21 protein-coding genes and 1 tRNA gene are annotated in these 24271 nt (G+C 51.9%); 9 read left to right on the forward strand and 13 right to left on the reverse strand.

Annotation, left to right across the window (positions count from 1 at the left end):
• Position 1: 1 nt before the first annotated feature.
• Positions 2 to 2083, forward strand: a complete 2082-nt coding sequence (gene recG / locus BZK40_RS06510; RefSeq protein ID WP_079934355.1) for an ATP-dependent DNA helicase RecG — start codon at positions 2 to 4, stop codon at positions 2081 to 2083.
• Positions 2084 to 2125: 42 nt separating this feature from the next.
• On the opposite strand, the gene gltS is transcribed toward recG, so the two are convergent.
• Positions 2126 to 3331: a sodium/glutamate symporter gene (gene gltS / locus BZK40_RS06515; RefSeq protein ID WP_003024029.1), complete on the reverse strand. Its 1206-nt coding sequence runs from the start codon at positions 3329 to 3331 to the stop codon at positions 2126 to 2128.
• A gap of 225 nt (positions 3332 to 3556) precedes the next feature.
• Between gltS and xanP the strand changes: the two genes are divergently transcribed.
• Entirely contained in the window at positions 3557 to 4948 is a 1392-nt protein-coding gene (xanP, locus tag BZK40_RS06520; protein WP_003024026.1) for a xanthine/proton symporter XanP, read from the forward strand.
• Between the two features lie 121 nt (positions 4949 to 5069).
• On the forward strand, positions 5070 to 6779 hold the full coding sequence (locus tag BZK40_RS06525) for an AsmA family protein (protein ID WP_079934356.1): 1710 nt from the start codon (positions 5070 to 5072) through the stop codon (positions 6777 to 6779).
• Between the two features lie 42 nt (positions 6780 to 6821).
• On the opposite strand, the gene BZK40_RS06530 is transcribed toward BZK40_RS06525, so the two are convergent.
• The 9 genes from BZK40_RS06530 to BZK40_RS06570 form a co-directional block, all read right to left on the reverse strand.
• Positions 6822 to 7499 carry a D-lyxose/D-mannose family sugar isomerase gene (locus tag BZK40_RS06530; protein ID WP_079934357.1) on the reverse strand — a complete coding sequence of 226 codons (678 nt, stop codon included), beginning with the start codon at positions 7497 to 7499 and terminating at the stop codon, positions 6822 to 6824.
• A gap of 49 nt (positions 7500 to 7548) precedes the next feature.
• On the reverse strand, positions 7549 to 8409 hold the full coding sequence (locus BZK40_RS06535) for a ketose-bisphosphate aldolase (RefSeq protein WP_003024018.1): 861 nt from the start codon (positions 8407 to 8409) through the stop codon (positions 7549 to 7551).
• Positions 8410 to 8489: 80 nt separating this feature from the next.
• On the reverse strand, positions 8490 to 9341 hold the full coding sequence (locus tag BZK40_RS06540; RefSeq protein WP_032945395.1) for a class II fructose-bisphosphate aldolase: 852 nt from the start codon (positions 9339 to 9341) through the stop codon (positions 8490 to 8492).
• Between the two features lie 11 nt (positions 9342 to 9352).
• Positions 9353 to 10444, reverse strand: coding sequence for a PTS fructose transporter subunit IIC (locus BZK40_RS06545; RefSeq protein ID WP_003827232.1), 1092 nt, complete (start codon positions 10442 to 10444; stop codon positions 9353 to 9355).
• Positions 10445 to 10470: 26 nt separating this feature from the next.
• Entirely contained in the window at positions 10471 to 10791 is a 321-nt protein-coding gene (locus BZK40_RS06550) for a PTS fructose transporter subunit IIB (protein ID WP_003844521.1), read from the reverse strand.
• A 19-nt stretch (positions 10792 to 10810) separates the two neighbouring features.
• Positions 10811 to 11281, reverse strand: a complete 471-nt coding sequence (locus BZK40_RS06555; protein WP_008786490.1) for a PTS sugar transporter subunit IIA — start codon at positions 11279 to 11281, stop codon at positions 10811 to 10813.
• Between the two features lie 26 nt (positions 11282 to 11307).
• Positions 11308 to 12861 carry a BglG family transcription antiterminator gene (locus tag BZK40_RS06560; protein ID WP_032945399.1) on the reverse strand — a complete coding sequence of 518 codons (1554 nt, stop codon included), beginning with the start codon at positions 12859 to 12861 and terminating at the stop codon, positions 11308 to 11310.
• A gap of 456 nt (positions 12862 to 13317) precedes the next feature.
• Positions 13318 to 15636, reverse strand: a complete 2319-nt coding sequence (gene yicI / locus BZK40_RS06565; protein ID WP_079934358.1) for an alpha-xylosidase — start codon at positions 15634 to 15636, stop codon at positions 13318 to 13320.
• A gap of 10 nt (positions 15637 to 15646) precedes the next feature.
• Positions 15647 to 17029, reverse strand: coding sequence for a glycoside-pentoside-hexuronide family transporter (locus BZK40_RS06570; RefSeq protein WP_079934359.1), 1383 nt, complete (start codon positions 17027 to 17029; stop codon positions 15647 to 15649).
• Positions 17030 to 17319: 290 nt separating this feature from the next.
• Here BZK40_RS06570 and BZK40_RS06575 point away from each other — a divergent pair.
• A tRNA-Sec gene (locus BZK40_RS06575) sits at positions 17320 to 17414 on the forward strand.
• A 108-nt stretch (positions 17415 to 17522) separates the two neighbouring features.
• On the forward strand, positions 17523 to 18089 hold the full coding sequence (locus BZK40_RS06580) for a DUF6680 family protein (RefSeq protein WP_060682980.1): 567 nt from the start codon (positions 17523 to 17525) through the stop codon (positions 18087 to 18089).
• Between the two features lie 8 nt (positions 18090 to 18097).
• On the opposite strand, the gene BZK40_RS06585 is transcribed toward BZK40_RS06580, so the two are convergent.
• Positions 18098 to 18292 carry a toxin-antitoxin system HicB family antitoxin gene (locus BZK40_RS06585; protein ID WP_008786495.1) on the reverse strand — a complete coding sequence of 65 codons (195 nt, stop codon included), beginning with the start codon at positions 18290 to 18292 and terminating at the stop codon, positions 18098 to 18100.
• Positions 18293 to 18427: 135 nt separating this feature from the next.
• Between BZK40_RS06585 and BZK40_RS06590 the strand changes: the two genes are divergently transcribed.
• From BZK40_RS06590 to BZK40_RS06605, 4 genes are all read left to right on the forward strand, one after another.
• Entirely contained in the window at positions 18428 to 18718 is a 291-nt protein-coding gene (locus BZK40_RS06590) for a SymE family type I addiction module toxin (protein WP_079934360.1), read from the forward strand.
• Between the two features lie 245 nt (positions 18719 to 18963).
• Complete coding sequence (locus BZK40_RS06595) at positions 18964 to 19449, forward strand: Hcp family type VI secretion system effector (RefSeq protein ID WP_079934361.1); 486 nt, start codon at positions 18964 to 18966, stop codon at positions 19447 to 19449.
• A 10-nt stretch (positions 19450 to 19459) separates the two neighbouring features.
• A complete protein-coding gene (locus BZK40_RS06600) occupies positions 19460 to 19903 on the forward strand; it encodes an STM2901 family protein (RefSeq protein ID WP_079934362.1) in 444 nt (147 codons plus the stop codon).
• The gene (locus BZK40_RS06605; RefSeq protein WP_079934363.1) at positions 19897 to 20229 is read left to right on the forward strand and encodes a DUF1493 family protein; all 333 of its coding nucleotides are present in this window, start codon (positions 19897 to 19899) and stop codon (positions 20227 to 20229) included. Before BZK40_RS06600 ends, BZK40_RS06605 begins: the two co-directional genes overlap by 7 nt.
• 92 nt (positions 20230 to 20321) lie before the next feature.
• Here the strand turns inward: BZK40_RS06605 and misL are convergent, their stop codons facing one another.
• Positions 20322 to 23102, reverse strand: a complete 2781-nt coding sequence (gene misL / locus BZK40_RS06610; RefSeq protein ID WP_079934364.1) for an intestinal colonization autotransporter adhesin MisL — start codon at positions 23100 to 23102, stop codon at positions 20322 to 20324.
• A 75-nt stretch (positions 23103 to 23177) separates the two neighbouring features.
• Complete coding sequence (locus BZK40_RS06615; protein WP_032945410.1) at positions 23178 to 23795, reverse strand: helix-turn-helix transcriptional regulator; 618 nt, start codon at positions 23793 to 23795, stop codon at positions 23178 to 23180.
• Positions 23796 to 24271: the final 476 nt, after the last annotated feature.

The following is a 24271-nucleotide window of genomic DNA, read 5'->3' on the forward strand; positions in this document are numbered from 1 at the left end:
GATGAAAGGCCGTTTACTGGATGCCATCCCACTCAACTCTCTGACCGGCGTTGGCGCAGCGCAAAGCAGTAAACTGGCGAAAATTGGCCTGCACACCGTGCAGGACCTCCTGCTCCACCTCCCTCTGCGTTACGAAGACCGTACCCATCTGTACCCAATTGGCGAACTGCTGCCGGGTGTCTATGCCACCGTTGAAGGCGAAGTGCTGAACTGCAATATTACCTTCGGCGGCCGCCGGATGATGACCTGTCAAATCAGCGATGGCTCGGGGATTCTCACCATGCGCTTTTTCAACTTCAGCGCAGCGATGAAAAACAGCCTCGCTACCGGGCGTAGGGTACTGGCCTACGGCGAAGCCAAACGCGGGAAATACGGCGCAGAGATGATTCACCCGGAATACCGCGTACAAGGCGATCTCAGCACGCCAGAATTGCAGGAAACACTCACACCAGTATATCCAACCACCGAAGGTGTGAAGCAGGCCACGCTGCGCAAGCTGACCGATCAGGCACTGGATCTACTCGATACCTGCGCCATTGCCGAACTGCTGCCGCCAGAGCTGTCACAGGGCATGATGAGCCTACCCGAAGCACTGCGCACGTTGCACCGCCCCCCACCGTCGCTGCAACTCAGCGATCTGGAAACCGGACAGCATCCGGCGCAGCGACGTCTGATTCTCGAAGAACTACTGGCGCATAATCTCAGCATGCTGGCACTACGCGCCGGGGCACAGCGTTTTCACGCCCAGCCGTTAAGTGCTAACAACGCGCTAAAAGATAAGCTGCTGGCAGCATTGCCGTTCAAACCTACTGGCGCACAGGCCCGCGTTACCGCTGAGATTGAACGCGATATGGCACTGGATGTGCCGATGATGCGCCTGGTGCAGGGTGATGTCGGCTCCGGTAAAACGCTGGTTGCCGCGCTGGCCGCGCTGCGGGCTATCGCACATGGTAAGCAGGTTGCGCTAATGGCTCCTACCGAACTATTGGCTGAACAACATGCAAATAACTTCCGCAACTGGTTCGCGCCACTGGGCGTTGAAGTGGGCTGGCTGGCGGGCAAGCAGAAAGGTAAAGCGCGTCTGGCGCAACAAGAAGCCATCGCCAGCGGTCAGGTGCAGATGATTGTCGGCACGCACGCGATTTTCCAGGAACAGGTGCAGTTCAACGGGCTGGCGCTGGTTATCATCGACGAACAGCACCGCTTCGGCGTTCATCAGCGCCTGGCGCTGTGGGAAAAAGGTCAGCAGCAGGGTTTCCACCCACACCAGCTAATCATGACCGCCACGCCGATTCCACGTACCCTGGCGATGACAGCCTATGCTGACCTCGACACGTCGGTCATTGACGAACTGCCTCCGGGGCGTACGCCGGTCACTACGGTCGCCATTCCGGATACCCGCCGCAGCGATATCATTGATCGCGTGCGCAACGCCTGTACCCACGAAGGACGTCAGGCATACTGGGTCTGTACGCTGATTGAAGAGTCCGACTTGTTGGAAGCTCAGGCGGCAGAAGCGACGTGGGAAGAGCTTAAACTGGCGCTGCCAGAACTCAATATTGGCCTGGTACATGGGCGCATGAAGCCCGCCGAGAAGCAGTCAGTAATGGCGGCCTTTAAGCAGGGTGAACTGCATCTGCTGGTTGCCACCACGGTGATTGAAGTGGGCGTGGACGTGCCAAACGCCAGCCTGATGATTATTGAAAACCCGGAACGCTTAGGTCTGGCCCAGTTGCACCAGTTGCGTGGTCGCGTAGGCCGTGGCGCGGTGGCTTCCCACTGCGTTCTGCTCTACAAATCACCGCTGTCTAAAACCGCGCAGAAACGCCTGCAGGTTCTGCGAGACAGCAACGACGGGTTCGTAATTGCGCAAAAAGATTTAGAGATTCGCGGCCCCGGCGAGCTGTTAGGTACTCGCCAGACCGGAACGGCAGAATTCAAGGTCGCAGATTTACTGCGCGATCAGGCGATTATCCCGGAAGTTCAGCGCATTGCCCGCCATATTCACGAACGTTATCCGCAACAGGCCGTGGCACTGATAGAGCGCTGGATGCCGGAAACCGAACGCTACTCCAACGCGTAGTTAATTCATAGCGGCGGCGGATGTTATCCCGCCGCACAGCCGTTATTGCGCGAAAATCGGTAACAGCAGATACAGCTTAATCACCAGCGCGTTGACGATATCGATAAAGAACGCCCCCACCATCGGCACCACCAGAAACGCCATATGGGATGGTCCAAAACGTTCGGTAATCGCCTGCATGTTGGCAATCGCCGTCGGCGTCGCGCCGAGACCAAAACCACAGTGTCCGGCTGCCAGCACGGCGGCATCGTAGTTCTTACCCATCATGCGCCAGGTGACGAATATCGCGTACAGCGCCATGAAAATAGTCTGCACAACCAGGATTGCCAGCATCGGCAAGGCCAGTGAAGCCAGTTCCCACAGCTTCAGACTCATCAGCGCCATCGCCAGGAACAGCGACAGACTTACGTTACCCAGCACCGAAACTGCACGTTCGAACACCCGATAAAAACCCAGTAGCGCCAGACCGTTACTGAGGATCACCCCAACAAACAGCACGCAGACGAAGGTCGGCAATTCCAGCACTGTTCCAACCAGCATTTGCGCAACGATTTTACCCACCGTCAGACAGATAGCGATCAGAGCAATGGTTTCAATCAGCACCAGCGAGGTGATCATGCGCCCAACGTCCGGCTTTTCAAATGCGGTCGGCACGGCCTGATCGTCCGGCATACCGTCTGGCGTGGTGGAGTGTTTGACCAGATAGCGTGCCACCGGGCCGCCAATCAGCCCACCCAACACCAGACCAAACGTTGCGCAAGCCATCGCCACTTCAGTCGCATTGGTGAAGCCATAACGTTCAATAAACAGCTTGCTCCACGCGGCCCCGGTTCCGTGTCCACCAGAGAGGGTGATCGAGCCAGCGATCAGACCCATCAGCGGGTCCAGACCCAGCAGGGTCGCCATACCGATACCGATGGCGTTTTGCATCAGCAACAAGCCAACAACCACAATCAGAAAAATACCCACCACGCGGCCGCCAGCACGCAAACTGGCGATATTGGCGTTCAGGCCGATAGTGGCGAAGAAAGCCAGCATCAGCGGATCGCGCAGGGTCATATCGAAGTTCACTTCCCAACCCATGCTTTTTTTCAGCACCAGCAGCGCAATCGCCACCAGCAATCCGCCTGCAACGGGTTCGGGAATGGTGTATTTTTTCAGGAAGGAAACAGACTGGACGAGCTTACGTCCCAGCAGCAACACAAGGGTTGCCGCAACCAGCGTTGATAACGTATCGAGATAAAACATTTACAGCTCCATTAGTGCGTTTAGCACAATCACGCACGATGCATTCCAGACCGATTTTTAGCTCTTATTGAGTTTTCGGAGTGGATTTTAAGCAGAAAATGATGAAAAGTTATATAAAAATGTTTGTTTATCCGTTTTAAATATTAAGAATACCTGCTAGCAAACGTTTGCTTTTCTGCCCTGGTCAGATAAAATCACCGCTTTTCCACCATGGGATTGCCTCTGATGTCCGTTAACGCCGTAGAGTCAACAAATGCGCAACCGGTTGCGCAGACTCACAACAGTGAACTGATTTACCGTCTTGAAGATCGCCCCCCGTTAGCCCAGACCCTGTTTGCCGCCTGTCAGCATCTGCTGGCCATGTTCGTCGCGGTGATCACCCCTGCTCTGTTAATTTGCCAGGCGCTTGGTTTACCGGCTCAGGATACTCAACACATTATCAGTATGTCGCTGTTCGCCTCCGGCGTGGCTTCTATCATCCAGATCAAAGCCTGGGGGCCGGTCGGCTCAGGGCTGCTATCCATTCAGGGCACCAGCTTTAACTTTGTTGCGCCACTGATTATGGGCGGTACGGCGCTAAAAACCGGTGGCGCAGATGTCCCAACCATGATGGCGGCGCTGTTCGGTACGCTGATGCTGGCAAGCTGCACCGAGATGGTTATCTCGCGTGTCCTGCACCTGGCGCGTCGTATTATTACTCCGCTGGTCTCAGGGGTGGTAGTGATGATTATCGGCCTGTCGTTGATTCAGGTGGGTCTGACATCGATTGGCGGTGGCTATGCCGCAATGAGCGACAACACCTTTGGTGCGCCGAAGAATTTACTGTTGGCAGGCGTGGTGCTGGCGCTAATCATCCTGCTTAACCGTCAACGCAACCCGTACCTGCGCGTTGCGTCATTGGTGATTGCGATGGCGGCAGGCTATCTGCTGGCCTGGTTTATGGACATGCTGCCGCAAAATACCGCACCGGTAAGTCAGGACCTGCTGATGGTGCCAACGCCGCTGTATTATGGCCTGGGCATCGACTGGAGTTTACTGCTGCCGCTGATGCTGGTCTTTATGATCACTTCACTGGAAACCATCGGCGATATTACGGCCACCTCTGATGTCTCCGAGCAGCCGGTTTCTGGTCCGCTGTATATGAAGCGCCTGAAAGGCGGCGTGCTGGCGAACGGTCTGAACTCGTTTGTTTCCGCCGTGTTCAACACCTTCCCGAACTCCTGTTTTGGCCAGAACAATGGGGTTATTCAGTTAACAGGCGTTGCCAGCCGCTACGTTGGTTTTGTGGTGGCGCTGATGTTGATCGCGCTGGGCCTGTTCCCGGCAGTCAGCGGTTTTGTACAGCATATTCCTGAGCCGGTACTGGGCGGCGCAACGCTGGTGATGTTCGGTACTATCGCAGCATCCGGTGTGCGTATCGTGTCCCGCGAGCCGTTGAACCGCCGCGCGATTCTGATTATCGCGCTGTCGCTGGCCGTTGGTCTGGGTGTTTCCCAGCAGCCGCTGATTCTCCAGTTCGCCCCGGATTGGGTGAAAAACCTACTCTCTTCCGGTATCGCCGCTGGCGGTATTACCGCAATCGTTCTGAATCTGGTATTCCCACCAGAAAAGCAATAAGCAAAATGCGGCGTTGGTTCTGAATCAACGCCGCTGTAACGCTCTTTCACCATTCCCGCCTTGAGCATTGCGCCTAAATCGTGCATAACTTGACTATGTGCACTTCGCGGGATGGAAGACCATGAAATTTATTGGAAAGCTGCTTCTTTACGTGCTGATCGCCCTTGCAGTGGCGATTCTCGGCCTTTATTTTCTACTGCAAACCCGCTGGGGGGCAGAGCACGTCAGCGCCTGGGTTTCGGAGAACAGCAGCTACCATCTGGCGTTTGATGCCATCGATCACCGGTTTTCCTCCCCTTCCCATATTCTGCTGGAAAACGTCACCTTTGGCCGGGATGGTCAACCCGCAACGCTGGTCGCTAAAACGGTCGATATTGGGCTGAGTAGCCGCCAAATCACCGACCCGCTGCACGTAGACACCATTTTGTTGCAAAACGGCACGCTGAATCTTTCCCAGCAAACCGCACCGCTGCCGTTCCAGGCCGATCGCCTGCAATTGCAGGATATGGCGCTTAACAGCCCCGGCAGCGAGTGGAATCTCAGCGCCCAGCGCGTTAACGGCGGCGTCATTCCCTGGAGCCCTGAGGCAGGTAAAATTCTCGGGAGCAAAGCGCAAATTCAGCTCAGCGCCAGTTCGTTGACGCTCAACGATGTTCCAACTACCAACGTCTTGATTGAAGGCAGCATCGACCATGACCGGGTGACGCTAAGCAATATTGGCGCTGACGTGGCGCGTGGGGCATTAACCGGCGTAGCGCAACGCAATGCCGACGGGAGTTGGGTTGTGGAGAATCTGCGCCTGAACGATATCCGGCTGCAAAGCGACAAATCGCTGGCCGACTTTTTTGCCCCGTTAAGCACTATTCCTTCCCTGCAAATTGGTCGTCTGGAAGTGACGGATGCCCGTCTGCAAGGCCCCGACTGGGCGGTGACGGATCTCGATCTGAGCTTGCGCAACATGACCTTCAGCAAGGACGACTGGCAAACTCAGGAAGGCAAACTGTCGATGAATGCCAGCGAGTTTATTTACGGCTCTCTGCACTTCTTCGATCCGATTCTGAACGCCGAGTTCTCACCGCAGGGCATTGCGCTGCGCCAGTTCACCACCCGCTGGGAAGGCGGTATGGTCAGAACATCCGGAAACTGGATGCGCAGCAACAAAGCGCTGGTCCTTGACGATGCCGCTATTGCTGGTCTGGAATACACGCTGCCGGAAAACTGGAAGCAGCTGTGGATGAAACCCCTGCCAGAGTGGCTAAACAGCCTGACGCTGAAGAAATTCAGCGCCAGCCGCAATCTGGTGATTGATATCGACCCGAGTTTCCCGTGGCAGCTCACTGCACTGGACGGCTACGGCGCTAACCTCGGGCTGGTACAGAACAATCAGTGGGGGATCTGGAGCGGGAGCGCCACCCTCAACGCTGCCGCAGCCACCTTTAACCGTACGGATGTGCGTCGTCCTTCGCTGGCGCTAACGGCAAACAGCAGCACCATCAATATCAGCGAACTGAGCGCCTATACGGAAAAAGGACTGCTGGAGGCCACTGCCAGCATTTCGCAGCTACCTCAGCGCCAGACGCAGGTCAGCCTGAACGGGCGCGGCGTGCCAATGACGATCCTGCAGCAGTGGGGCTGGCCCGCACTGCCGCTTTCCGGCGATGGCAACATCCAGCTTACCGCCAGCGGCAATATTCAGGCCGATGCGCCGCTCAAGCCAACGGTCAACGGTCAGCTGCATGCGGTGAACGTGGAGAAACAGCAGGTAACGCAAACTATGCAGGCGGGCGTGGTTTCGGGGAGTGAAGTCACTGCACCACCACCCGCACAATGATTTATTGCCCGGTGACGCTTCGCTTACCGGGCCTACTCACGCTCATAAGCGAATATATTCACTGCACAACAGCCACTTCACCGGCTCGTCTTCTTCAATCACCGGGAAGCGACCGCCAGATTCCAGAAAGTGGTTGTCATGCTGGTCGTCATTGACCATCGAGATTTCCCAGCCCAGCACGAACGCCTTCTCCGCCCAAAAGCGATGATACAAGCGCGGTGGCAGGCACACTCCTTGTCCCGGTTTCAATACCAGCGTCTCGCCAGCGTTAACGGTACGCCGCTGACCATCCACGCTAACCTCAACAACGCGTCGGGCGTCATACTCATCATCAGGCGTGACCCACGCCAGCTGCATACATAAATCACCGCCGCCGCGATTAACGATATCTTCCATTTTATGGCGATGAAAATGCCATGGCGTTTGCTGATCCTGCTGAATTTGCAGCATCTTTTCGGCATACGGTTTGGGGTAATCCGCTGACCCCATCAGACCATTGCGCAACGTTAGTAACGTCAGCCCCGTTTGCGCAAAATCTCCGTGCCCGAAGTCGGTAATATCCCAGCCCAACTGGAGATCACGCACTTCACGCCACAGAGTTTGATCCTGTTGCCGCCAGGCATCGACCGTAAAATATGCGAAATCAGGCAGACAGACCCGAAAAGTCTCAGCGATGGCATGCGCTTTATCGACGGCATAATTAATGTGTGAACGCTTCATTCCACTTTTCCTTGTTGCGAAAGAGGCGGGTCGCCCCGCCTGCATGCCGTTAGTAAAGTGATGCTTTGCCGGTTGAACCGAACAGTTTCATTTTGTGGCGGATCACGTCCCGCGCGGCGCTAATGGCTTCCGGATAGATTACGTTCGGGTCCCACCAGGTTTCTTTCGCCAGGATTTCGCGGACTTTCTGGAAGTAGGCGTATTTCATATCGCTGGAAATGTTGATTTTGCCAACGCCCAGCGTCACGGATTCGGCAATTTCCGCATCCGGGTTCGCGGAACCACCGTGCAGCACCAGCGGAATATCCACACGCCCGGCGATATCGCGCAGGATGTTCATTTGCAGCTCAGGCTGCATCCCTTTCGGGTAGATCCCGTGCGCGGTTCCAATCGCCACCGCCAGCGTGTCTGCACCCGTTCGGGCGATAAAATCCTCAGCCTGAGCAGGATCGGTATAAGTTACTTTCGACACGCCGCCTTCCACTGACGTCCCAGTCTGGCCAATCGTTCCCAACTCCCCTTCCACCGAAACACCTACCGCATGCGCCAGTTTGACCACTTCGCGGGTCAGCGCCACGTTCTCTTCATATGGTAGCAGCGAGCCATCAATCATCACCGAGGTAAACCCACACTGAATCGCCCGCAGGACATGCTCAACCGAAGCGCCGTGGTCCAGATGCAGAGTAAAGGGAACCGGGCTGCGCAGGGTGATATCACGGACATAGCTAAAAAACGCATCGCCGACAAAATCATGTTCGCTGGGGTGAATGGAGATAATCGCCGGGGTATTGGTCGCCTCCGCTTCTTCCACTACTGCGCGTACAAAGCAGCTGTCCGCCACGTTGAATGCGCCGATGGCAAAACCGTGCTGACGGGTAGGTTGCAGTAATTCTTTCATCGAAACTAACATGTTAATTCTCCAGTTTCAGGGTGTAGAAAGCCCTGCCAGTGCGTCATCGCAGAGGCATAGAAGGCGTTACAGAAAATGAATCAGGCTTTGCCGATAGCGCCGCTGGCCTGCAGGTACGGAATAATGGCTTCCTCGCAGGCCTGTTCCATCAGGGCCAGGGCATCAACGAGTTCACCGGATGTGTCGCGACACAGGGTATGCAGTAGCGCAGCCTTTCCGGCTTCGAAAACCGCCGCACCAACGTTTATCTTGGCGACACCAAACGTCGGACAGCGCTGTAGCTGGTCAAACGGCGTCCCGCTGCCGCCATGCAGCGCCAGCGGCACCGTTGATAACCGGGCTATTTCCTCCAGCCGCTGGAAATCAATAGCAGGAGTGATACCCGGCGCGTACATGCCGTGTGCCGTACCCACCGAAACCGCCAGCAAATCGATCCCGGTCTGTTGGATGAAGGGTTCCACGTCGGCGGCCTGGGTCATCAAATCAGCGTTAGCGGCGTGGTCATAGCACGGAGCATCGGCCAAATGACCCAGCTCGCCTTCCACGCACAGAGAAACGCTGGCTGCAAGCTCAACCACCGCCCGGGTCTGGCGAATGTTCTCCTCCAGCGCAAAGGCGGAGGCGTCGATCATTAAGCCGCTGAATCCGGCGCGAAAAGCCTGGCGAATGCGTACAGGATCCTTTCCATGATCCAGCGCCAGCGCGACCGGTACCGAGGCTTCCTCTGCCAGCGTTTTGACCACCGCTGCCGCTATCGGGGCCGGAAAATGCTCCAGATGCCCCTGATACAAATTCAGGATGATGGGCGCACGGTGTTTCTCCGCCACTCGCACCGCTGCGCGGGCGCTTTCCAGGTTCATACAGTTGATGGCCAGCAGCGCGTACTGTTCGCGCCAGGCTTTGGTCACCATGCTTTTCATATCGGCAAACATATGGCCTCCGGTTATTCCAGGGTGAAGGTGATTTCTTCGTCTTTCAGCTTTTGATCGCTGAGTTCGTCAAACTCTTCATCACGCTCGGTTACCGGTTTCTTCCACAGCGACAGCATGACGCCACAAATCACCGTACCGATCCCCAGCGCCAGGCAAAACAGCAGCGGATGCGTAAAGAGCGGAACCACAAACATGCCGCCGTGCGGTACCGGGCTTTCGACACCCCACACCATAATCAGGCCACCCGCAATCGCCGAGGCCACCACGCAGGAGCCCACCACGCGCAGCAGGTCGCGCGCCGCAATCGGAATAACCCCTTCGGTAATCATGCAGATCCCCATCGGGAATGCAGCCTTCAGCGCCTCACGTTCCGCACGGGTGTACTTGTGACGCGTCAGCAGGAAAGAGAGCGTAATGCCAAATGGAGGGATCATCGAACCAACAAACTTCACCGCTTCCGGACCGTACACGCCGCTGACCAGCATGCCGTCAGCAAACAGCGACATGGTTTTATTCACCGGCCCACCGAAGTCGAATGTCGCCATCGCACCGAGGATAGCGCCCATCAGAAAGCGGGATCCGCCCTGCATGGACTCCAGCAGATGAATCAACGCGTCCTGCAGCCAGGCAATCGGCTTGCCAATCAGCGTCATCATCAACAGGCCGCCGATAACGGTACTCAGTACCGGCAGCACCATGATGGGCATCAACCCCTGCATCGACTGCGGCAAACGGATATAGCGCTTGAGCAGCAGGACGGTATAACCGACCAGAAATCCGCCCAGCATCCCACCGATAAAACCGGTATGAATTTCTCCGCAGACGAAGCCGACAATCAGACCCGGCGCGAATCCCGGACGGTCAGCAATGGAGTACGCAATCGCCGCACTAATCAGCGGTACGATTAACCCCATCCCCCAGCCGCCAATCTGGTTGAGCATCCAGGGAATAGTTCCTGTTTTTTCACCGACGTTAGTGCCGCCAAGTATTTGCCCGAGAGCAATACAGATCCCGGCGGCGACAATTAACGGGATCATCCACGAAATTCCCGTTAATAAATGTTTTTTTATTTCCTGAGATAGCGGAATTTTATTTTCACTCATGTGAAACCCCTCCAGAATGAGGAACGCTACTGGTTATTATTAACTAATGATTTTTCAACCTTTTCAAGAAACTGAATGGGCGATTTTATGACGATTTCAGTTTTTACTCGCACAATGCGTTTGTTTGAAAATCTCTCCTCCCCTTTTATTTTTACATCGACAGCAAGAATCACGACATCAGCCGCAGAAATATCTTCTGTCAGCAGTTCGTTTTCTGTGCCAATGGTGCCCTGGGTTTCAACTCTTATATTATGACCAAGCGCTTTGGCACCTTTAATTAACTTCTCACGGGCAATATAGGTGTGCGCAATACCCGCCGTACAGGCGGCAACACAAACAATATTCATAACATGCTCCACATTTTATTTAGCAGACATTGGATTCAGCATATTGGCTAAAAAGCTCAATAATTTTTTGTGGACTACTTTCAACTAATAGTTGTTCAATAATGTCGTCATCTGCCAACGCGCCAGCAACCTGCGAAAGCAGACGAATATGGGTGGTGTTTTGATCTTCAAGACGTACGGCAAACAGAATAATGCAGCGCACGTTGCTGCCGTCCAGGGTTTCCCAGGGAATATCCTGGCGGGTACGCCCAATCGCCAGCGTGGTATTGACCACCGCCGAGGATTTCCCGTGCGGGATCGCAATATGGTTTTCGAAGCCGGTCGAGCCTTCTGACTCACGTTGCCAGACATCCTGAATAAACGTTTCGCGACAGCTAATTGCTCCATCTTTTTGCAGAATATCCGTCAGTTCCTCAATAGCCTCCGTTTTGCTTGTAGCCTTCATGTCCAAAATAACGCGATTTGTATTGAGTATTTTCGTGATGTCCATCAATCATACCTCATGGAGTTCAGACATTAATTTTCAACGACCAGCGACGTCGCCCGATGTAATTTTTCCGTAATAACCGTTTCTGTTACCCGCTTAATATCCGCATCATTGAAGAAGGCAGTGACATACACGACCGGCATGGCAACCGCGGGTAAATTAATCGTCGATACCACCAGTTCAATATCGTCCGTCAGTACAGTGGGCAGGCTGCCTGCCGACACCACGCCGACGATAGTCCAGTCCGGAAAGGCGCGTAGAATACGGCTTTTGAGTAAGTGAGAAGTGCCGATACCCGTTGAACAGACCAGTAGTACGCGTTTACGCGCTATCTGACGCTCCATTGCAGCCTGAAAATGCACGGTTAAATATCCCACTTCATCTTCCGACACGGCCCGCTCGCCCCAACCGCTAAACACCCGATTCACCGCACATTGGGTCAGACGCCACACGTCCTGCAACTCGCCTTTGATATCCTCCAGCAGCGGATTACGAATGCGGATCTGGTAGTTCAGTCGGTTAATCAGCGGCTTAATGTGGATCAGCAATCCGTCATACAGCGCCGTGTCCTGGCTAAGATCGCTGTCGACCATCTCGGCGAAGGTGGCAATCAACCGATGGGTAATCAAACGCGCTTCGTCGCTGGAGTGCATATGACCAATCACGCTCACGTCATTATGCTCTTCAATCACCACACCCGAGGAGATAATGTATTGATATATAAACCAGACTTCGTCTTCCGGCAGCGGGTGGGCAATGCGTTTTTCGATATGCTGAATCATGCGACTGGCAATGGAAAATATGTTCTCATCACAGGTAGAGATGCTCTCTTCTTTTCTCGGAAGCGCATTGCCCCGCGTGATGCGGTACATCATGATCAGAATATGGGTAAAGATATTGACGTAATAAGGCTCGCCGAGCGACCAGCACAGGTCGTTCTCCATTTCCTGCAATAACGTCTGGACAAATAAAACGTCTTCTTCGCCAAAGTAATGCACTAACGCTTTATAACTGCCCGGATCCAGGCGTGAATAAATCACGCTGCCGGGTTCATTATGGTTAATCACACCGTTAATCAGCGACGCCATCGCCTGGCGCACACCGCTCTCGCTGCCTTCAATGTGCGTGCCGCTCTGACTACGAATCAACGACAGGCCCAACGGGGTAATCCAGGATTCAATTACTTTCAGATCGTTAACAATCGATGCGCTACTAATGAAATAACGTTCGGATAATTTACTGATCGACGTTTCATGCGGCGTTTCGCTTAATAATTGTGAAGCTATCTTGACTCGCCGTGAATTATTCATCATGCCGTCAGCATCATCACCCTCCGTTCCTAATAACTGGTCCATATATAAAAGGTCTGTAATATTATCAGCACTTAATATCACCCCAGCACCAGCACGTTTATCGATGGCTATTTTCCATTCTGATAACCATGGTTCCAGTAAGCGCAGATCGCGCTGCACAGTTTTCTCTGAAACAGATAAATATTCGGCAATTTTCAGCAGCGTGACATATTCCTTCTTAGACAGAAGAAATTTTAATAATCTGTTTTGTCGCGAGGTAATCATTTGCATTATTTACCCTTATTACATACCAGATTAAATATCTATACCCGTCATACTTCAAGCTGCATGTGCGTTGGCTTTCCTCGCTCACCCCAGTCACGTACTTATGTACGTTCAGGGGATTCGCTGCGTCGCCGCCTTCCTGCAACTCGAATTATTTAGGTTATAAAGAAGCATTGATGCTCCACGTGTAATCCGTGATGATAAATATAAGAGGACTACGATGCGCCAACAATACTAAATCGTGTCCTGTATTCCGGACAGAAATAAGACAAAAACGGGAAATAGTGAAATATTTACGGCGCAGATCACATTTTTCGTGGGATTCAGAGTGATATCGCTCGCAAATATGGGGAGATAAAAATTTAATTCAGGATGTTTTGGATTTTCAGATCTGGAATGCTGCTCGCAGCGTGGGCCGGATAAAACGCATTGCGTCGCCATCCAGCCCACGTTGAGATTTACTTACAGGGTAATCGTCAGCACATCCGCATCCGGCGTGACAACCGTTCCCCACTCACTGCCCACAGATGAGCCGCCCTTCACGCCGCTAACCTGCGTAATATTACGCAGACACAGCGTCCAGTTGCGCGCTTCGCCACTTCCTTGCACGGTGATGGTATTACCCGTGCGCGTCGCCTTCAGCGTGAAGATAACCGAACCGTCAGCCGCCGGGACTTCACAAATCGCCTCCCGACCCTCCTGCAGATGGAACAGCTGGAACGCCGTCCCTTCGTGCCAGGCGTAGTCCGGCTTCTGGTTGTTGCAGCCCAGCGCCAGCAGTGTATTGTCGCGCACATAAACCGGCAGACTCAGGAAGTCATGCTGCTGCTTATGCCAACGGCTGCCCACCACCTCGTCGTTACGCCACAGATGCGTCCAGCGTCCTTCCGGCAGATAGAACTGCACATCACCCGCCTCGCTAAACACCGGCGCAACCATCACGCTATCGCCCAGCATGTACTGGCGGTCGAGATAATCACATGCCGGATCGTCCGGGAACTCCAGCATCATTGCGCGCATCATCGGCGTTCCGAGTTCATTGGCGCGCGCCGCTTCGCGATACAGGTATGGCATCATGCGGCATTTTTGCTCAGTGAAGTAGCGCACCACATCGCAGGATTCATCATCGTACGCCCATGGAACACGGTAGGATTTACTACCGTGCAGGCGGCTGTGGCTGGAGAGCAACCCAAACGCACACCAGCGCTTGTAGACGTGCGCCGGGGCGGTATTCTCAAAGCCGCCAATATCGTGACTCCAGAAGCCAAAGCCGGACAGGCCGATGGACAACCCGCCACGCAGGCTTTCGGCCATCGATTCATAGTTGGCATAGCAGTCACCGCCCCAGTGCACCGGAAACTGCTGCGCGCCGACCGAGGCCGAACGGGCGAACAGCACGGCCTCTTCTTCACCGACGGTCTCTTTCAGCACGTTCCATACCAGTTCGTTGTAGATGTACGCATAATGGTTGTGCATTTTCTGCGGATCGGCACCGTCAAACCACTTAACGTCAGTAGGAATGCGTTCGCCAAAGTCAGTTTTGAAGCAGTCAACGCCGATATCCACCAGACCTTTCAGCTTGTTGGCATACCACTCGCAGGCTTCAGGATTGGTAAAGTCATAAATCGCCAGGCCCGGCTGCCATTTATCCCATTGCCACAGGGAGCCGTCCGGGCGCTTGAGCAGATAACCTTTCTCTTTCAGTTCATTGAACAGCGGGGATTTCTGGCCGATATAGGGGTTTATCCATACGCAGACCTTCAGCCCTTTCTCTTTCAGGCGGCGGATCATGCCTTCCGGGTCAGGGAAGGTCACCGGATCCCACTCAAAGTCGCACCACTGGAAGGCTTTCATCCAGAAGCAGTCGAAATGGAAGACGTGCAGCGGCAGATTGCGCTCGGCCATCCCATCGATAAAACTGTTCACCGTCTCTTCATCGTAATTAGTGGTGAACGATGTAGTCAGCCACAAACCGAATGACCAGGCTGGCGGCAGCGCCGGACGACCGGTAAAGCGGGTATAGCGATCCAGCACCGCTTTCGGCGTAGGGCCGTCGATGACGAAATATTCCAGATACTCGCTTTCAACGCTGAACTGCACTTTTGACACTTTCTCAGAGCCAATTTCAAACGACACGCACTGCGGATGGTTTACCAGCACGCCGTAACCACGGTTGGTGAGATAAAACGGGATGTTCTTGTAAGACTGCTCGGTACTGGTGCCACCATCGCAATTCCATGTTTCCACCGTCTGGCCGTTACGTACCAGCGCAGTAAAGCGCTCGCCCAGACCGTACACTGTTTCGCCAACGCCCAGATCCAGGCGTTCAAACATATAGTTTTTCCCGCTGTTGGTGTCCTGCACGTAGCCGTTATTTTTCAGCTGGCTGCCGGTAATACGTTCGCCGTTACGCAGGAAATCCAGCGACCAGAACTCACCTTTAGTGACCCGCACGCTCAAATTACCGCTTTTCAGTTCGGCAAATTCAGCGGTGTTTTGTATCTCTACGTTGACGTCCTGCAGCACGTTCAGCGAATAGTGCGGACCGTTATTCAACGCGCCCTGGAAATGTTCCATACGCACACCCACCACGCCTTCCTGTGGCGAGAAAAAGCGCAGGGTGAAGAGTGGAGTATCCAGTTGCCAGGTACGTTCACGCACATCGCGCGGCGCAACGTAGACAATCATCTCGTTACCCTGTTGCTCGACCTCGAATACCTGAATCGGGTGAGTTAAATTCAGGCCAGGCTGCGTCAGCCAGTTTCCGTCGCTAATTTTCATCGTTGGTTCCTTAGTTCTGTAATTCTTTCGTCGAAAAATCCTGCTGATTGCGGTGCGCACCCTGAGCCAGCTGACTCATGATTTCCGTCAGATACGGCGTTTTCAGGGTATAGAAGCGTTTGGCAATCACGGCACTCAACAGGTAACAAATAGCCGGGACAATCGTGAACAATGCGATAATGATGCTAATGGTGGCGCTGTTCTGGGTTTTCGCTGCGGCATCGTAACCGCCGCCCGCCAGCATCCAGCCGATCATCGCCCCGCCGAGCGCCAGACCCAGCTTGAGCACGAACAGCGTGCCCGCGAAGCTGATCCCCGTCAGACGTTTTCCGTTACACCACTCGCCGTAATCAACGGTGTCGGACATCATCACCCACTGGATTGGCGTCACGAGCTGATGCAGTACGCCAATCACGAAGATGAAGGCGAACATGGTGAGATTTGCGTGCATCGGCACAAAGAACATTGCCAGACTGACGACCGCCAGCAGGGCGTTCGTCCACCAGAAGATGCTGACTTTGCATTTCCAGTCAGTCAGCGGTTTTGCCAGCGCAGAGCCGATAAGATTGCCGACGCAATAGGTGGTGAGGAAGGCGACAAACACTTCCGGGGTACCCAGAATCCAGGTGACGTAATACATCATCGCCCCGCCGCGAACGCAGACGGCAAGGATGTTGAGGATGGTCAGCAGGCCGACGATACGCCATTGGTCGTTCTGCCAGATGTCGCGCAGGTCTTCACGCATTGAGTTGCTGCTCGGCGGCGCTTCCACGCGTTCTTTGGTAGTGAAGAAGCAAAACGCCAGCATCAGGAACGCCACAACCGAGAGCACGGCAATCCCGCCCTGGAAGCCCAACGCTTTATCTTCGCCGCCAATCAGATTCACCAGCGGCATCATCAGCACGGTGGAGAGCATGCCGCCCGCCGTCGCCAGCACAAAGCGCCATGACTGCAGGGAGATACGCTGCGTTGGGTCATTGGTTATCACACCGCCCAGCGCGCAGTAGGGAATATTCACCACGGTATAAAGCAGGGTCAGCAGCGTGTAGGTGATTGCGGCATAAATCATTTTGCCGTGCAGGCTGAGATCCGGCGTGCTGTAGGCGAGCACACAGACCAGACCAAATGGCAGAGCGCCAAACAGCACCCACGGGCGGAATTTCCCCCAGCGCGAACGGGTGCGGTCGGCGAGCAGTCCCATGCAAGGGTCTGAGATAGCATCCAGCGCGCGAGCCAGTAAGAACATCGTGCCGACAAAACCGGCCGGGATACCAAAAATATCGGTATAGAAGAACATCATATATAACATAACGTTATCAAAGATGATGTGGCTGGCGGCATCGCCCATGCCGTAGCCAATCTTCTCTTTAACGGACAAAATCTCACTTTTCATTACGCATCCTTGTTAGCACTTTCACACGCACTGATACCGGTTACAGTTCTTGTAAACCATCCCTGTGAGCGCGGGTATTCCGATATCTCGTTATCAAATTACGATTCTTGTTTTCTGTGATCAGAGTAGCGTCAAAAAATGTGTCTAAGTGTAAGTAATGGATTTTGCGGGGATTTATTTGAAACTGGTCATGGTATGGAGAAACGGAAGTTAAAAAAGTGAGTGAGGGGGTGTGGAAACGTTTGGAAGTAGCTATAATGCGCCCCGCCTCCATGTAGCAATCGAGGCGCGGAAGATCGTCATCTCCGGTGAGGTGGCTGGACTTCAAATCCAGTTGGGGCCGCCAGCGGTCCCGGGCAGGTTCGACTCCTGTGATCTTCCGCCAAAATTCTCATATCATCCCAGCCATTTGCCATATATTCTCAGCATATGCATGCTTTTATAATTCTCGCCCACAATATCTATTTTCATTTATGATTAACGAGAATCCCATATGAGCACTGCCCTTACGATCATGGCCATCGCTGCTACTGTAATTAGCCCATTATTAGCCATTCAGACACAGAAATTTATAGAAAGATATTCTCAGAAAAAATCATTAAAAATTGATATATTCAAACAACTTATGGCTACTCGATCTCAGAACTCTCGACTGTCTAATGAACATGTTCGCGCATTAAATATGATCGACTTAGCATTTTACGGAAAAATAAAAAGAGGAAGAACCAAGAGAAGCGATTCTGAAAGTAAGGTATTATCTTCGTGGAAACTATACTTTGCGCATTTAAATACATCTTACCCTGATAATGATAATGCATCTGGCACCATATGGAACCAAACAAGCAACAATCTTTTTCTAGACTTGCTATCAGAGATAGCGAAAGATATTGGGTATGATTTTGAGCGAGTTCAATTACAAACAGCCATATATTCACCTATGGCCCACGGGGCAATAGAAAACGATAAATTAAAAATTAGACAGGGGTTGGCTGCAATATTCTCAGGAGAAAATGCCCTAAAAATGGAAATTATAAATATTCCTGCAAGACAGGGCAATTAATCTATTCACTATTTATCCTGTGGCTCAATACCTAACCGTTCCAACTCCTTTCTCCCTAATGTTTTGAGCCAATTCCCTAAACTCATCCCTTCGGCCTTTGCCGCAGCCTCGAACTGCGCCTTTAACTCGGGTGTGATACGAATCTGGAAAGTTGGTGCTTTTCCGGATTTAGACTGATTTGGATCGCGTTTAGCTGTTGACATGTACGTACCTATAAGAGCAGTACACCACCAACCAGGTACGTACCTTTATATCTGGCGACCTGACTTATAACGCCCTCGCCTGGTACTCGCAGTACCCGACGAGAGCTAACCTCATCAACTATCAAGGAGTTGATTATGGCTGATTCGCATTCTACCCCAGACATCGACCAATCCGGAACTGAGCGTTCGCTAATTGTGGGATATCGCCCGAATGTTTTCGACAAATCCACGCCAAAAATTATTCTTTCCGGCAAGTGGCTACGCGAAGCGGGGTTTGATACGGGGCAACAGATTACCGTAAAAGTGATGAATGGCTGTATCGTCCTGATGGTCTATGGCGAGCAGGAGCAACGGTTGCAGGATGAGCTGAAAGAGGCCAATCAGAAGTTAAATAGAATTGAGAGCACGCTGGCGACTCTTCAGTGAATTACGAGTCAACATGTAAGTGGCGCTTACATGTTAACCTGATGCCGGATGGCACTTGCGCTTATCCGGCCTACTTTCAAAATGAATTAATCTTCCATAACAAATCATCCTGCTTATATATAGATATTTTAAATTCAGCCGTGGAATGGTTTATTTATTTTTTCTCTATTATTAACACCTTCACTATTGCAAACCAATCGTAAAAACCCTCATATATTATTTTCTCAACAAAATGGATTATTAAAATGGCAATTCCTGCTTATCTCTGGCTCAAAGACGATGGTGGCTTACTTATAAAGGGATCTGTTGATGTAACCAATCGCGAACACTCAATCGAGGTGACATCGTTTAGCCATAACCTTTACATCCCAACGGATGGCAATACAGGAAAGCTTACTGGCACACGTGTGCACGGCGCATTGATTTTTGAGAAGGAATTCGATAGCGCTTCACCTTATCTTTTTAAAGCCGTTGCCACAGGGCAAAGCTTGCAATCGGCAGAATTTAGGTGGTACGAGATCAATAATGCAGGTCAGGAAGCAGAGTACTACAACATGCTCCTCGAAGGGGTTAAAGTTGTATCCGTAACACCGATGATGCATGACACTAAAACTGTCATCAATGTTGGTCATAGAGAACAAGTACAGCTGCGTTACGATAAAATTACTTGGCATTATCTCGATGGTAACATCCAATATTCGGATGCCTGGAATGAACGCATAACCGAATAAGTGAAATCATATGGACACTATCGAAGAGCTTAACGGTACATATTTTTACAGAGGGTTTGCTAATCTTTCAGCAGGAGAACTTCTTTTCTGGATTTTCCTGGATGAAACAAGTGAACAATTTGGCGTAAATGATTACATGACCTTGGGTCTAATTTTACTTGGTCAACCTACGATCGCAACCAGAGGTAAGCCGATAGGAGCAACAGCAGGCACATCACCACTGAGCTCTCAGCTACGACACTGGTTAAATATAGAAACCAGACGTTTACCCACCCTAACTACAGGAAGTATAAGACGATTAAAATTTGCATATGTAACCAATTTGGGCGCTTTTGTTGGAAGATGGATCCCAATATTGGGGATTGTCATAATGGCTTATGACGTGACTGCGATTTCATACAAAGCCACAATTAAATACAACACTATAGCCAGAGGTAAAGATAAGCTATGGTAAGTGATAATGATGTCATCGCCTGGTACGATGAGACATTTAATAAACCCAGCTTATTCTTTAAAAAGCGTTGGCCAGTCACCCTCGACACAAGTCTTTCAACAGGAGATTATGTGTGGGCCAGTGAAACGGGCGCAGACATCATGGATGCTTACTTTGCAACTTTCAATGTTGATTGCGCCAATTTCGATTTCTATAAATATTGGCCTATTGAGACATTCATACTTTATGCAATTTTTACCTGTAGCAGGGATGACGATGAGCCACAGCCATTAACCCTCCGTATGCTGACAGAGTCTGCAAAAGCAGGTAAATGGCTTTATGACTGAGCCTTATTGACGGATGCCATTTATCCAACCTACCGCTTCCAAAAAAAAGCCGCCGATCGATTATTCAGCGGCTTTCTATTACCTGTGATGCATCAGAAGTTATATTTCACGCCGAGCATACCGCGGGTATCGCTGTAGCCTTTATCGCCGACCTGTTGGGCCACGTTGCTCCACACGTTGAGGCGCGGAGTGATTTGACCTTCAACGCCGACTTTCAGCTCACCGATGTTTTTGGTGCCGCGCATGTCGTTGCTCACATCGTCCATCTTCACGCTGGTTGTCTGTGTGTTGTGGATCCAGTTGGCTTCAACAAACGGCTGGAACTCGCGAGATTTACCGTCGTCGATGGCGTTGTGCCCGTTGATAAAGGCTTTCACGCCCAGACGGGTCATCAGGTTGCCATCGGTGTTGTCCTTCACGCGGGTACCGTTCGCTTCGCGGTGACTGTCGGCTTGCACGTCCATCCATACCACCTGCGCTTTCGGTTGCAGCCAGTAGCTGTTGCGCTCGCTTTCACCCAGTTTGAAACTGTAACCGGCTTCAACCGAAGCGGTTATCCCGCTGGATTTGTATTTCTCTGCTGCCTGCTCCTGGCCCATCACTTTGTTATCAAACCAGTTATACAGCGCCCAGGTATCTACGTAGGTGCCGGTCTTGTCGGCGTCATTGGCATACCATGTGCCGTACAACCCCACGCTGTAACCGGTGACCTGGCCACGTGAATGGTAGCCGGTCAGGCTGGACTGCGTGCGGTTCTGGCTGTTGGCATAACCGGCCATCGCGCCGAGGTGCCAGCGGTCAAGACCGTCGCTACTCCACTGCGCCAGGTCGCCGCCTAGCTGCATCACATAGCTGTTGCTTTGGGTTTTCAACTGCCCGCTACCGTCTTTGAAGCGGGTATGCGCCCCAACGTTACGCATCCACAGGCTGGTAACTTTCTTCTCGCCTGTCAGCATATCGACGTACTGCGTTTCACCCAGACGATCGTGCAGTCGGGTCATAAACAGCGTGTTAGCCGCATAGTTGTTCGCCAGATAACTGCCTGCTTCCGGACGGTATTGCTGCTCAGTGACAGGAGGCGCAACAGGTTCTTCCGGCTCAGGGATAATCGGGTCTACAGGATCGACCGGGTCCGGATCAACAGGGTCCGGGTCATGCGGATCGACGGGGTCCGGGTCTTCCGGATCCGGCGGAGCAGGAATAAAGCTGGTCAGATACCAGTTACTGCCTTTCTGCACCACGTTATAGTCGTACGCACCGGCAACAATACGGCCCGCTTTCTCAAAAGTACCGTCAGAATTACCGGCCACTTCGATGATCTCAATACCTTCAATGGTCTGCGCCCCGGTTCCGCCAATGTTATTCACCACCACAAACGCATTACCCGCAGTGTTGCCGAGCACTTTCAGCTTGTCGGTTTCGGAGGTATCGTCATTCAGGACAGTATTGAAAACCAGTTTGCCGCCGTTCCCGGTAAAATCTTCATTGATGGTAAGCGTCTGCCACGGTTCGCCGTCAGCATGCCCAAAGTTCACCACTGACCCGCCGTTCAGCGTCAGGTCGGTGAGCGTTGAGCTGTTAGTCATGTTCCAGGTCGCGTCGCTCATTTGCAGCGAGATAACGCCCGTCCCGGCAGTGGCGCTGGTGATGTATGACGCCCCGCTCCACAACGAGTTGTCGGTCATGTTGAGCTTAATGGTACTGTTTTGCTGCGGCAGGCTGCTGGTTGCAGCAGTCGCGCCAGCGGCATGAAGATCGCCGTCGATAAGAAAACGCCCGCCAGTAGAACCGTCTACGATGCCGCCCGTTTCAGTACTGATGGCATAACTTTCGTTGCTGTGATCGCCCGCCATGGTAATGGCGGCACCGCCTGCCAGGTTTATCGCCCCGCGTGAAGCCGCATACAGGCCGCGTGGCGCTTTGCTGTATGACGCCGCTTTCGCCGAACTGTTCACGTTGATCGTTGCGTTTTCACCGAGATTCACGGTCGCGTTGGTGGAATAAACCGCATGAGCGCTGACGCCGTTGACCGTAATCGTCGCGTTGTTGCCCAGTTCCGTTCTGGACGATGAGGCGGCATAAATCCCCGTTGAAGAAGCACCCGAAGTCTCAATGGTGGCGTCATTGCCAAGCAGTATCGAGGAACCGCTCTGCCCGGTGCGAAGACCCTCTGAACTGTCACCGATCGTCACAATGTGTGCCCGGTCGCCGACCACAATTGTATTTTTGGCCTGCGTGGCGTCTTTCATCGCGTTTGCTGTGATACCACGTCCCTGGGAACCGGTGGTCTGAATATACAGATCGTCACCGACGTAAATGCTGGCCGAGCCCTTCCAACCCTGGCTATAGGAGTTGTAACCGGCGTTAATACCGTCACCATCCTGACCGTCCACATAAATACTGGTGCGATCCCCGGTGATGATAAAGACCGGGTTATCCGGCGTATTCGCCCCGTGCGTGCGGATACCGTCAACATCTTTACCATTATTGGCGGCATTCTTCGACTGCGTGCGAATCGTCAGGTCGTCCCCAAAAATAACGCCCGGACTACCCGTTGTACTGTTCTGAATAACGGTAACAGAGTGCTCAAAAGCTTCAGCGCCGGGTCCATTAATCGTTAATCCATTGCCATAAACGGGAATAGTGCCCGCACTCCATTGATAAACATAATTCGGCATGGCGCTGGTTTTAGCGAAACTGGCATTTGCCTGCGCTGGAATTATTGCCTGCAATTCCGGGGGCAGACTGCTAACCAGTCCGGTGGAGGGTAGACTATCAACGTCAACCCATGCCGCTTGAGCTGAAAATACCATAGAGGTTAATGCGGCTGAAACCGCTATGGCAATACGAGAATAAGATTTGGGATTTGGCATATTAGCCTCCTGCTTTCAGGCGTAGAGCGTCCACCACATCGCAAGGATGTGAAAATAATAAAACTCAAAAATACGTTATAAAATATTCGACAATATTTGATGAATACTATGGCCTAACTTATCTTCAAGCCTGAGCTTGTAGACATATATTTTCTTAATATCGATATTATCTATTTTGGTAATTTGCTGAATACTTTTCCCTGACACAAAACGCTTCAGTAATATCATTTCAGTATAGTTAAGTGAGCGTCCACGTTTGCTGTTAGCGAGATGACCAGTAAAGAGTCGCCTAATTTTCTGATGTTGAACTTCGTCATCATCATCAGAATATATAATCCCTTGTATTTTATTGCTTTTGGACAGCCAGTAGTTGGCTAACGGCGCCAGGTTCCTGTCTGCTATCAACACAATATGCATACCGCTGTAGGCAAGCCGGTCAACCCATTGCGGGTCGGCAAACAGGCGCAGATTCGGGAAAGAAAAGTCCACAAAAATAAACCCACGCGACAAATGGTTTTGATTATTAAGCAGAAGCTTTTCAATAATTCCTTTTTGCAGAAAGCCATTCCCCTCAGGCCAGATCGCAAATGCGGCACGGTGACAGTAACTGGCACGAACCGCAGTATCCGGAAATAATTGACAGGATAATTCACAGCTTATGCAACGAACAGTCTGTGACGGTGATCTCTTCATCAAAAATGACTCCTGTTATTTTTCCATAAATATTTCATTGGTAAATAAATGTGTCAATCCAACACGTAGTACATTCCTTGTCAGTTAATAACAGTGGCGCTAATAAAATGTAATAAACTCCTGATGCACTAATATGTATGGTCTGTGAGTAATACGATTGCGCTAAGCTTATTTACGCTTTATCTCAGAATAACAACCTATGCATTAGGAATTTTATGCATAAATTCAGATTCCAGGATAAACAGTAAAAAAGCACTATTTGCTAAAAAATAACCTGCGTAAAAGTCACTTACTAATTACGTAATTCTGATAACTCAATCACCCTTGTCATGTTGTGGACAAATATAAAGATAATTCAGATAAAACTGTAATGAATTCTCATTATTTAACCTTAGTTAATTCTCACCTAAGAAATAAGATTACTAACGTATTGTATTTAAAGATATTTTAACGAATTAGTGAAATTCTTATCTTCG

This window comes from Citrobacter portucalensis, assembly GCF_002042885.1.
GTDB classification, from domain to species: Bacteria; Pseudomonadota; Gammaproteobacteria; order Enterobacterales; family Enterobacteriaceae; genus Citrobacter; species Citrobacter portucalensis.

Excerpts from the sequence above, each read along its gene's own strand:
- recG (WP_079934355.1), top strand. The coding sequence starts at position 2 with ATGAAAGGCCGTTTACTGGATGCCATCCCACTCAACTCTCTGACCGGC.
- gltS (WP_003024029.1), bottom strand. The coding sequence starts at position 3,331 with ATGTTTTATCTCGATACGTTATCAACGCTGGTTGCGGCAACCCTTGTG.
- xanP (WP_003024026.1), top strand. The coding sequence starts at position 3,557 with ATGTCCGTTAACGCCGTAGAGTCAACAAATGCGCAACCGGTTGCGCAG.
- BZK40_RS06525 (WP_079934356.1), top strand. The coding sequence starts at position 5,070 with ATGAAATTTATTGGAAAGCTGCTTCTTTACGTGCTGATCGCCCTTGCA.
- BZK40_RS06530 (WP_079934357.1), bottom strand. The coding sequence starts at position 7,499 with ATGAAGCGTTCACACATTAATTATGCCGTCGATAAAGCGCATGCCATC.
- BZK40_RS06535 (WP_003024018.1), bottom strand. The coding sequence starts at position 8,409 with ATGTTAGTTTCGATGAAAGAATTACTGCAACCTACCCGTCAGCACGGT.
- BZK40_RS06540 (WP_032945395.1), bottom strand. The coding sequence starts at position 9,341 with ATGTTTGCCGATATGAAAAGCATGGTGACCAAAGCCTGGCGCGAACAG.
- BZK40_RS06545 (WP_003827232.1), bottom strand. The coding sequence starts at position 10,444 with ATGAGTGAAAATAAAATTCCGCTATCTCAGGAAATAAAAAAACATTTA.
- BZK40_RS06550 (WP_003844521.1), bottom strand. The coding sequence starts at position 10,791 with ATGAATATTGTTTGTGTTGCCGCCTGTACGGCGGGTATTGCGCACACC.
- BZK40_RS06555 (WP_008786490.1), bottom strand. The coding sequence starts at position 11,281 with ATGGACATCACGAAAATACTCAATACAAATCGCGTTATTTTGGACATG.
- BZK40_RS06560 (WP_032945399.1), bottom strand. The coding sequence starts at position 12,861 with ATGCAAATGATTACCTCGCGACAAAACAGATTATTAAAATTTCTTCTG.
- yicI (WP_079934358.1), bottom strand. The coding sequence starts at position 15,636 with ATGAAAATTAGCGACGGAAACTGGCTGACGCAGCCTGGCCTGAATTTA.
- BZK40_RS06570 (WP_079934359.1), bottom strand. The coding sequence starts at position 17,029 with ATGAAAAGTGAGATTTTGTCCGTTAAAGAGAAGATTGGCTACGGCATG.
- BZK40_RS06580 (WP_060682980.1), top strand. The coding sequence starts at position 17,523 with ATGAGCACTGCCCTTACGATCATGGCCATCGCTGCTACTGTAATTAGC.
- BZK40_RS06585 (WP_008786495.1), bottom strand. The coding sequence starts at position 18,292 with ATGTCAACAGCTAAACGCGATCCAAATCAGTCTAAATCCGGAAAAGCA.
- BZK40_RS06590 (WP_079934360.1), top strand. The coding sequence starts at position 18,428 with ATGGCTGATTCGCATTCTACCCCAGACATCGACCAATCCGGAACTGAG.
- BZK40_RS06595 (WP_079934361.1), top strand. The coding sequence starts at position 18,964 with ATGGCAATTCCTGCTTATCTCTGGCTCAAAGACGATGGTGGCTTACTT.
- BZK40_RS06600 (WP_079934362.1), top strand. The coding sequence starts at position 19,460 with ATGGACACTATCGAAGAGCTTAACGGTACATATTTTTACAGAGGGTTT.
- BZK40_RS06605 (WP_079934363.1), top strand. The coding sequence starts at position 19,897 with ATGGTAAGTGATAATGATGTCATCGCCTGGTACGATGAGACATTTAAT.
- misL (WP_079934364.1), bottom strand. The coding sequence starts at position 23,102 with ATGCCAAATCCCAAATCTTATTCTCGTATTGCCATAGCGGTTTCAGCC.
- BZK40_RS06615 (WP_032945410.1), bottom strand. The coding sequence starts at position 23,795 with ATGAAGAGATCACCGTCACAGACTGTTCGTTGCATAAGCTGTGAATTA.